The 9,094-nt window shown below is 39.0% G+C and carries 10 protein-coding genes and 1 pseudogene; 9 read left to right on the forward strand and 2 right to left on the reverse strand.

Going from position 1 to position 9,094, the window contains the following annotated elements; all coding sequences use genetic code 11:
* Window positions 1-385, reverse strand: a pseudogene (locus BAZSYMA_RS03845) (MFS transporter); the annotation flags it as partial.
* Window positions 386-528: 143 nt separating this feature from the next.
* Window positions 529-1,887 carry a bifunctional UDP-N-acetylglucosamine diphosphorylase/glucosamine-1-phosphate N-acetyltransferase GlmU gene (glmU, locus tag BAZSYMA_RS03850; RefSeq protein WP_195910082.1) on the reverse strand — a complete coding sequence of 453 codons (1,359 nt, stop codon included), beginning with the start codon at window positions 1,885-1,887 and terminating at the stop codon, window positions 529-531.
* A 64-nt stretch (window positions 1,888-1,951) separates the two neighbouring features.
* On the opposite strand from glmU, the gene rpmE reads away from it, so the two are divergent.
* The 9 genes from rpmE (at window position 1,952) to BAZSYMA_RS03895 (ending at window position 9,087) form a co-directional block, all read left to right on the forward strand.
* Window positions 1,952-2,164: a 50S ribosomal protein L31 gene (gene rpmE / locus BAZSYMA_RS03855; protein WP_090715824.1), complete on the forward strand. Its 213-nt coding sequence runs from the start codon at window positions 1,952-1,954 to the stop codon at window positions 2,162-2,164.
* 107 nt (window positions 2,165-2,271) lie between these two features.
* Complete coding sequence (gene hemE / locus BAZSYMA_RS03860; RefSeq protein ID WP_090715799.1) at window positions 2,272-3,306, forward strand: uroporphyrinogen decarboxylase; 1,035 nt, start codon at window positions 2,272-2,274, stop codon at window positions 3,304-3,306.
* 4 nt (window positions 3,307-3,310) lie between these two features.
* Window positions 3,311-4,714 (forward strand): AAA family ATPase, encoded by a 1,404-nt coding sequence (locus BAZSYMA_RS03865; RefSeq protein ID WP_090715802.1) that lies wholly within the window; start codon window positions 3,311-3,313, stop codon window positions 4,712-4,714.
* A complete protein-coding gene (locus tag BAZSYMA_RS03870; protein ID WP_090715805.1) occupies window positions 4,671-5,144 on the forward strand; it encodes a hypothetical protein in 474 nt (157 codons plus the stop codon). The genes BAZSYMA_RS03865 and BAZSYMA_RS03870 overlap by 44 nt, the downstream gene beginning before the upstream one ends.
* The gene (gene trpA, locus BAZSYMA_RS03875; RefSeq protein ID WP_090715808.1) at window positions 5,132-5,935 is read left to right on the forward strand and encodes a tryptophan synthase subunit alpha; all 804 of its coding nucleotides are present in this window, start codon (window positions 5,132-5,134) and stop codon (window positions 5,933-5,935) included. Before BAZSYMA_RS03870 ends, trpA begins: the two co-directional genes overlap by 13 nt.
* Window positions 5,936-5,937: 2 nt before the next feature.
* Entirely contained in the window at window positions 5,938-6,777 is an 840-nt protein-coding gene (gene accD / locus BAZSYMA_RS03880) for an acetyl-CoA carboxylase, carboxyltransferase subunit beta (RefSeq protein WP_090715811.1), read from the forward strand.
* Window positions 6,770-7,189 carry an FKBP-type peptidyl-prolyl cis-trans isomerase gene (locus BAZSYMA_RS03885; protein ID WP_090715813.1) on the forward strand — a complete coding sequence of 140 codons (420 nt, stop codon included), beginning with the start codon at window positions 6,770-6,772 and terminating at the stop codon, window positions 7,187-7,189. The genes accD and BAZSYMA_RS03885 overlap by 8 nt, the downstream gene beginning before the upstream one ends.
* Complete coding sequence (ispH, locus tag BAZSYMA_RS03890) at window positions 7,186-8,112, forward strand: 4-hydroxy-3-methylbut-2-enyl diphosphate reductase (RefSeq protein WP_090715816.1); 927 nt, start codon at window positions 7,186-7,188, stop codon at window positions 8,110-8,112. Before BAZSYMA_RS03885 ends, ispH begins: the two co-directional genes overlap by 4 nt.
* Window positions 8,113-8,145: 33 nt before the next feature.
* A complete protein-coding gene (locus tag BAZSYMA_RS03895) occupies window positions 8,146-9,087 on the forward strand; it encodes a carbohydrate kinase family protein (protein WP_090715818.1) in 942 nt (313 codons plus the stop codon).
* Window positions 9,088-9,094 lie beyond the last annotated feature (7 nt).

Consider the following 9,094-nt stretch of genomic DNA (forward strand, 5'->3'; position numbering starts at 1 on the left):
CGACTATAAAACAAATGCTGAGTAATAAAAACGAGCCAACAAAGGCGGTGTCAAACCAATCTTTTCCCAAGGTTGCAAGCTCTGGACCTAAAAAAGCAGAAACCAAACCCCCAATAAGCACTGCTGAAGTAGCTGTTGCACTGAGGTTTTCATCAACACTTTCAATGGCGGCAAACCTAAACTGATTCATAGTCGCTACAGTAACGCCAAATAAGAAAGTGGATAGACAAAACAAATAAAATGATTTTAATTCCAAGACCATGATAGCAAGTGCAATAACAGCAATTGTATAAACACAAACCCCTAAAAAAGTACGCCTTCTACCAATTTTAGACGTAATATAAACAACAGGAATAATACTGCTAGCAGTACCCACCGCAATCATTGCCACCGGTAGGGTTGATAAACCAATATTGGGCGCTAAAGATTGACCAATAATACCCCAAGGAAAATCAAAAAAACCGTCAAAGACATAAATAATGACAAGCTAATCGCCAATAACCAAACATTACGAGGTAGTGAGTACATTTATTTTTTAATTGGTTTTTTCCAGTTTTTTAGCACAGCCTGCTTAGTGCGACTTAGACTGAGTTTACCACCTGGCACATCTTTAGCGATAGTTGAGCCTGCACCAATAGTGGCATTTTTACCGATAGTCACTGGTGCGATGAATTGCGTATCTGAGCCGACAAATACACCGTCTTCAATCGTGGTTTGGTGCTTATTAACACCATCATAATTACAAGTAATCACGCCAGCGCCGATATTAACACCCTCACCCATGATAGTATCGCCCACATAACTTAGGTGGGAGATTTTTGAACCCTTGCCAATAGTGGATTTTTTCACCTCAACAAAGTTGCCAATCTTGGCGCTTTCACCAATATGAGCCTCAGGGCGGATGCGTGCAAATGGTCCGATAGATGCGCCATCGCCAATAATGGCATCTTCAATAACTGAATTAGGCAAGATAACTACATTAGTGCCAATTTTAGCGTTTTTTATTATACAATTCGGTGCAATTGTCGTGTTATCTCCAAGCGAAACATCACCCTCAACCACCACATTAACATCAACTTCACAATTTTGCCCAAAATTAAGCGTTCCTCGGCAATCAAAACGCGCAGGGTCTTTTAGCGTTAAGCCTTGTTGCATAAATTGATTTGCTTGATTTTTCTGAAAGACTCTTTCTAATTCTGCCAATTGCACTTTATCATTCACACCTGCTACCTCACTGTCATTTTCTGCAATGACTGATGCAATTGTTTTACCGTCTTTCACCGCCATTGCAATAATATCGGTCAAATAAAACTCGCCTTGTGCATTATTTGCGTTTAAATTGCCCAAATAAGCTTTTAATAAACCACTATCAAGCACCATAATACCTGTATTGACTTCACAAATCATAAGTTGCTCAGTATTTGCATCTTTTTGCTCAACAATAGCTTGAATTTGATTATCCTTACGAATAATACGACCATAACCTGCTGGATTGTCAAGCATCACCGAAAGGAGTGCCACACCACTTTTTTGTGCTTGAGTGATCAGGTCTTTTAAAGTTGATTGCCGGATAAGTGGCACATCGCCATACAACACTAAAGAAATTGAATCATCATTGATATACGGCGTAGCCTGCTGAACCGCATGACCCGTGCCAAGTTGTTCGCTCTGCTCTACCCAGTTAATTGAATCATCATCAAGGGCTTGGCACACCTGCTCACTACCAAGGCCAACCACTACAAACACTTGTGAACAAAGTGCTTGTGCCTGCATCAGCACATGTTCAAGTAAAGTCTTGTCTGATAGGACTTGTAAGACTTTTGGTTTGGTAGAATTCATACGCGTGCCTTTGCCGGCAGCAAGAATGATGGCGTTAATGTTATTCACAATTGTATTTTACTCAACAATGGTATATAATGCTCCCTCTTTAGAGATTTGCATAAATAATAACATGAAAACAGATATCCACCCTAATTACGACACTGTAAAAGTAGTATGTTCATGCGGCAACGCTTTTGAGTCACGCTCAACGATTGGCAAAGAGGAGTTGCACTTAGATGTGTGTTCAAGTTGCCACCCTTTCTACACAGGCAAGCAAAAAATTATGGATAGCGCAGGTCGCGTTGAGAAGTTTAAATCTCGTTACGGTTCGTTCAAGCGATAAACAAACCGCTTCCCCAATAAAAAGCCACAATTTGTGGCTTTTTTTTATACCCGGCTACCAAGCAAAATCGCTATAATTACTAACTCACTATTTACTTACTTAAGACTATGTCATTCGACTACATTAACGCTTTATTAAAAAAACCCACAACACGCACACCAATTTGGGTAATGCGTCAAGCAGGGCGTTATTTACCGGAGTATCGTGCCACTCGAAAACAAGCGGGTGATTTTTTATCGTTGTGCAAAAATCCAGAATTAGCCTGTGAAGTCACGCTACAACCCATTGATAGATTTGACTTAGATGCAGCAATTTTATTCTCTGATATTTTGACCATTCCTGATGCGATGGGCTTAGGCTTGTATTTTTCAGAAGGCGAAGGTCCGAAATTTAAAAACCCGATTCAAAATCTGCAAGATATTGAGAAATTACCAAGTGAGATCAATAACGATTTAACTTATGTTTTTGATGGTGTTTCAACCATTAAAAAAGCACTAAATAACCGTGTGCCCTTGATTGGTTTTAGTGGTAGCCCATGGACTTTGGCAACCTATATGATTGAAGGTGGTAGCAGTAAGACATTTGCCAATACTAAAAAGATGTTGTTTAATGAACCAAAGGCCCTGCATTTACTATTAGACAAATTAGCCCATAGCGTGATTGCCTATCTTAACCAACAAATTTTATCAGGTGCCGATAGCGTAATGATTTTTGACACTTGGGGTGGCGTACTATCCAAGCAAAATTATCTGGATTTTTCACTGGACTATATGGCAAAAATTGTTAAGGGCATCAAAGCCAAGCATCCTAATATTCCGATCACACTGTTCAGTAAGAATGGTGGCAAATATTTAACTTATATTGCCGATACGCTCTGTGATGGTATTGGTATTGACTGGACGGTTGAGCTGTCACAAGCACAACAAGAGGTTGGCAATAAAGTCGCCATTCAAGGCAACCTTGACCCCGCCGTTCTCTACGCTACGCCTGAAATCATTGAGCGAGAAGTGAAAAAAGTGTTATCACAATTCAAAGGCGATACAGGGCATATTTTTAACCTTGGTCACGGTATTACACCTGATGTTGACCCTGAAAATATGAAAGTACTGGTTGATAGTGTGCATAACCTTAGCAAGAGGTAACATTATGAATCTACTAGATATTAAGGTTAAGAACTTAGGGAAGCTGAAAGATGGCACAGTAAAGGTTCGCCCTTTAACTGTGCTGACGGGTGAAAATGGCACGGGTAAAAGTTTTTTTACCAAGACTCTGTATTCCGTTTTTAATATTGTTAATAAGAATTTACTTTATATTGAGGCTACTAATAATATTCGAATGAGTAGCCTAGGAATTGATTTTTTTGATAAATCTTTAACGCGCAAAAGCAAAGAAGATAAAAAAAATATCCAATTATTAAAATTAACTCTTAACGAACTTCAATCCCTATTAATGGATATGAAAGATTACTCTATAGGTGCTTATATTCAAACTCGCTCTACTACAACCGATACACAGATTAAAAATTTTAATAGATTTATAGAATACTTAACCAAATTAGAAAAAAAACAAAAAATCAAATCTGTGAGTTACCCTTCTAATATTTTAAGAAAATCTTTAAGCTCTTTAATCCTTAATTTAACAGAAGGAAAGAAAAGATATGTTGAACTATTAGATGATGCTTTAAAAAAAGAATTGCAAGAAAATTTCCAAATAGCCAACATATCAGAACTGGTTTCTTTTGATGAAGAAAAAACAAGCCTATCTGCCGATTATGGACTTAACATATCTTTTGATGCAAAAAATATTATTAATTTTAATTTAGACTCATTTTTTATTGATGATATATCCAAGCTTTCAAGAGTAGTATTTTTTGAGTCTCCTGCCTATTGGAGTGTCAGGGATGCATTGAATAAATCTAAAGAGGTTGAAGAAAAGAATGACTTAACAGGTGTACCAAAATATTTTTATGATTTAGATAAAGCCTTAAACACCAAGTCAACTAACCCGCCATTGGAGATTATTTCAAAATTAGTAACTGAGTTAAAAGCAGAAATTGGTGGGGAATTTATTTTTGAAAATGGTCGCCTGTCTTTTGTTGATGATTCTAACAGAAGCATTGATAAAAACTTAATTTCTTTTGGCATGACAAATTTAGGCATGATTCAAACGTTATTAAAAAATAATGTAATAAGTAAAGGCTCGTTTGTCTTTTTTGATGAACCAGAAACAAACCTACACCCAACTTGGCAGGTCTTATTAACCAAAACCTTAATTAAATTGGCAGAAAGCGGCGTTAATGTGGTGATGGCAACGCATAGTTTGGATATGATTAAGGCGTTAGAAGTCCACACTAAAGAAAAAGACGGCGATTTTATTGCGATTAATCATTTCACAAAAGAGGGTGGCTTGTTTGAATTTGACTCTAGTAATATTACTGAAAATTTAATAGAATCAAGAGAAAAATTGTCATCTCCATACACAGACCTATACACAGAAGACGCAAAGAATGGTCGATTTAACCAACTATTGCAAAACAATTCAGCATGCTGAAAAACACGGAAATAAAGAGATGGCAGATTGTAAAGCGATATTATTTGATATGAATGATGGCGGATTTGTTTCTTCCTTGGGTAAAAAATACGGCCAAGCATGCCAAGTTGACTATATTGAAATGATAGAAAATAGGGTTATTTTAATTGAATTAAAAGATTTGAAAGAGCAGTTAAAGAACAAAACATCGAAGGATATATTAAACAATCTTGGCAAAAAGTACACGAAGTCTATTGAGATTATTCAGAATGCCGTTCCCATTCTCTATTATGTAGTAGTTAAGAATGACACCGAGATTGTTGTTTGGGATAATTTGTTTTCAATTAAAGACATAAAAATAAAGTTTGAAAATACATCTTTCGAGATTTGTGAAACCAATAAAATTTGCGAAAAATTGTCAACATTAAACACCCGATTATGTCAAGAATAAAAAATATCTTTCAAAGCCTAAGAAAACAAGGGCAAAAAGCCTTTATCCCCTTTATTACCGCAGGTGATAGTGGCTTAAACAATACCTTTGAACTCATGCAAACATTAGTTGCCAATGGTGCAGATGTGATTGAGCTCGGTGTGCCGTTTTCAGATCCGATGGCTGATGGCCCTGTCATTGCCAAATCACATGAACGCTCAGTAGCAGACGGTGTGAGTTTGCGTGATGTGTTGACTTTAGTAGAAAAATTCAGACAAACTAATGACACAACTGCAATCGTTTTGATGGGTTATCTCAACCCAATTGAAGTGTTTGGTTACCAGGCATTTGCCGATGTGGCAAGTGAAAGTGGTGTAGATGGCATATTGGTAGTAGATATGCCGCCCGAAGAAGCACAAGATTTAAAAGCGTGTTTGGATGGTGCGGATATTGACTTTATTTTCTTAGTGGCGCCAACCACGACTAACGAGCGCTTAGCAGCTTTAGCCAATATTGCCTCTGGCTTTGTTTATTTTGTTTCACTCAAAGGCGTGACCGGTGCTGGACATCTAAATATTGATATCGTGAATACAAATATGAGTAGAATCCGCCAATTCATCAACTTGCCTATTGGTGTTGGCTTTGGCATTAAAGATGCAGCAACCGCCAAAGTGGTCTCTAAATCAGCAGATGCGGTGATTGTTGGCTCATCATTAGTGTCATTTATTGAAAAATATAATGAGAATAAGGATAAAATGTTAGCAAGTGTTGGCGCGTTGGCAAACGAAATTTCAAGAGCAATTAAGGAGTAACGATGAGTTGGTTAGAAAAAATCCTACCTTCTATTACCAGTGTAGCGAAGAAAAATATTCCAGAGGGCTTGTGGAGAAAGTGCCCCAAGTGTGAAACTACCCTTTATTCAGAAGAGTTAGAAGGGTTGGATTATGTTTGTCCCAAATGCGATTATCACATGCGTATTTCTGCTCGTGTACGCCTCAATAGTTTTTTAGACGAAGATGGACAAAAAGAAATTGCACCTGATTTGGTTGCAGTTGATCCTTTAAAATTTAAAGACCAAAAGAAATACAAAGAACGCATTATTCAAGCACAAAAAACCACCAATGAAAAAGACGCTTTAGTTGTAAAAAGTGGTACGCTACATGGGATGAGCGTTGTTGTAGCTGCATTTGATTTTAAATTTATGGGTGGTTCAATGGGCTCAGTAGTGGGCGAAAAATTTGTCCGTGCAGCGCAACTTTGTATGGATACTGATGTGCCGCTGGTTTGTTTTTCAGCATCCGGCGGTGCACGCATGCAAGAAGGCTTGTTTTCGCTTATGCAAATGAGCAAAACATCACTGGCACTAAAATTACTCAGCAACAAAAAAATTCCATTTATCTCAATTTTAACCGATCCAACCATGGGTGGTGTGTCTGCCAGCTTTGCCATGCTAGGCGATATTCACATTGCCGAGCCAAATGCACTGATTGGTTTTGCTGGGCCTAGAGTAGTGGAGCAAACAGTGCGAGAGGAGTTGCCACCAGGCTTTCAACGCAGTGAATTTTTACTTGAAAAAGGCGCAATCGATATGATTGTACATCGCAGAGATTTGCGCGACAAAGTACACCAACTGCTACAAGCTCTACATGGCTAAATACAAAATCTTCTACAAGCTCACACACGCAAGTGGTGAATTGGTTGATGCCTCGCTTGACACCCCTTTTGAATTTGAAGTTGGCGATGGGCAACTTGACCCTTGCCTAGAATCTTGCATTAAAGAAGCAAAAGTGGGCAAACTGCAAACCTTCTTGTTAAGTGCCAGTGAGGCCTTTGGTCAAGCTGAGAGCGACGCCATTCAAGTGATGCGTCGCGCTGAGTTCCCTAAGGAGTTAGACATCAAGCTTAATAATGGCGTTGAATTTAAAACACCCGCAGGTGATTCTTATGCAGGCTGTATTGATAAAATTGATGGCGACAATATTACCGTAAATTTTAATCACCCCTTGGCAGGTTGTGATGTCTCATTCCAAATAGAAATACTTGAAAAATCTAAAAGCCCTCAATGAAGGTGCTACTTGCCAATCCACGAGGTTTTTGCGCAGGGGTTGAGCGTGCCATTGAAATCGTTGAGCGTGCATTAGAATTGCATGGTGCGCCTATTTATGTGCGTCATGAAGTAGTGCACAACAAATTTGTAGTAGATAGCCTTAAAACCAAAGGTGCGATTTTTGTTGAAGAAATCGATGAAGTGCCAGCAGGCAAAGTGGTGATTTTTAGCGCACACGGTGTATCAAAGGCAGTGCGCCAACAAGCCAATGAACTCGGTGCAATTATTTATGACGCTACCTGTCCACTGGTCACCAAAGTCCATAAGGAAGTCGTGCGCAAACAAAAAAAAAACCATCAAGTCATCTTAATTGGACACGAAGGACACCCAGAAGTAGAAGGCACACTTGGGCAATCAAACCAAAGTGCAAGTGTTACATTGATTGAAACCGTTGCAGATGTAGATAAGTTAAATTTGGACAACAAACAACTTTCTTATACAACACAAACCACCTTATCCATTGACGATACCCAGCAAATTGTTAATGCGCTAAAAGATAGATTTCCTGAGATTAAATCACCGCAAAAAGATGATATTTGCTATGCGACGCAAAACCGACAAGACGCCGTTAAAACACTCATGCAAGATTCTGACATGCTCTTGGTATTAGGCTCTAGCAACTCTAGCAACTCAAATCGCTTGAGAGAAATTGCCGAAAAAATGCAAAAAAACGCTTATTTGATTGACGGTGCAAACGAAATTCAACCAAGTTGGCTAACTGATGTCAATACTATTGGGGTTACAGCAGGCGCATCAGCGCCTGAAATATTGGTACAAGAAGTCATTGATTATTTGCGCGATCACGGTGCAAACGAAGTGATTGAAGTAGGTGGCGTGAAAGAAAGCACACACTTTCCAATACCCGAACAATTAAGAAAGTAAACCGAAACACCTACATAAAAAAAGGAGAAAACAATGTCAAAAACAGCTCTCATTTGTGGCTCTTACGCCTTTGATTCTATTATGGTTTTTCACGACCAATTTAAAAACCATATCTTACCCGACAAGGTACATATGCTGAATGTCTCATTCTTAGTGCCAACCATGCGCAAAGAGTTTGGTGGTTGTGGTGGCAATATCGCTTACAATCTACATTTATTAGGCGCCAACTCCGTGCCAATGGCAACCGTGGGCGAAGACTTTACCCCTTATATGAATTGGATGGAATCTCATCATATGAATACCACGCATATAAAAGTAATTGAGGGCACTTACACAGGTCAAGCCTTTATCACCACTGATATGAATGACAACCAAATTACTGCTTTTCACCCGGGTGCGATGAGCGAGTCGCACCAAAACCAAGTCAGTAATGCTTCTGTGGCTGATATTGGCATCGTCTCACCCGATGGACGCGACGGTATGATTGAACACGCAAAACAATTTGCAGATAGCAACATCGCTTTTATCTTTGACCCAGGTCAGGGTATGCCGATGTTCTCAGGTGAAGAATTAACCGCCTTTATTAAGCAGGCAAACTATGTAGCAGTCAATGACTATGAATCACAAATGCTACAAGAGAAAACAAACCTAGATTTAGCAACTATTGCTTCAATGGTAGACGCACTCATTATCACCAAAGGCGCTAAAGGCAGTGAAATCCACACCAATGGCGAAGTGATTAACATTGCCCCAGCAAAAACGCAATCTACACAAGACCCAACAGGCTGTGGCGATGCTTATCGTGCAGGCTTATTATACGGGCTAATGAATGACATGAGCTGGCAAACCACAGGGCAACTAGCAGGGCTGTTAGGCGCCATTAAGGTTGCCCACCTAGGCACGCAAAATCATCAATTTGACTTGACTGAGATAGAGCATTTGTATCAACAGAATTATGGCGAATCTTTATTTTGAGTTACAA

The organism is Bathymodiolus azoricus thioautotrophic gill symbiont, assembly GCF_001298715.1.
GTDB lineage: Bacteria > Pseudomonadota > Gammaproteobacteria > PS1 > Pseudothioglobaceae > Thiodubiliella.

Bases quoted from the DNA above. Each gene is read 5' to 3' on its own strand.
- BAZSYMA_RS03895 (WP_090715818.1), top strand. From the start codon at position 8,146: ATGTCAAAAACAGCTCTCATTTGTGGCTCTTACGCCTTTGATTCTATT.
- accD (WP_090715811.1), top strand. From the start codon at position 5,938: ATGAGTTGGTTAGAAAAAATCCTACCTTCTATTACCAGTGTAGCGAAG.
- BAZSYMA_RS03865 (WP_090715802.1), top strand. From the start codon at position 3,311: ATGAATCTACTAGATATTAAGGTTAAGAACTTAGGGAAGCTGAAAGAT.
- BAZSYMA_RS03885 (WP_090715813.1), top strand. From the start codon at position 6,770: ATGGCTAAATACAAAATCTTCTACAAGCTCACACACGCAAGTGGTGAA.
- rpmE (WP_090715824.1), top strand. From the start codon at position 1,952: ATGAAAACAGATATCCACCCTAATTACGACACTGTAAAAGTAGTATGT.
- hemE (WP_090715799.1), top strand. From the start codon at position 2,272: ATGTCATTCGACTACATTAACGCTTTATTAAAAAAACCCACAACACGC.
- ispH (WP_090715816.1), top strand. From the start codon at position 7,186: ATGAAGGTGCTACTTGCCAATCCACGAGGTTTTTGCGCAGGGGTTGAG.
- BAZSYMA_RS03870 (WP_090715805.1), top strand. From the start codon at position 4,671: ATGGTCGATTTAACCAACTATTGCAAAACAATTCAGCATGCTGAAAAA.
- trpA (WP_090715808.1), top strand. From the start codon at position 5,132: ATGTCAAGAATAAAAAATATCTTTCAAAGCCTAAGAAAACAAGGGCAA.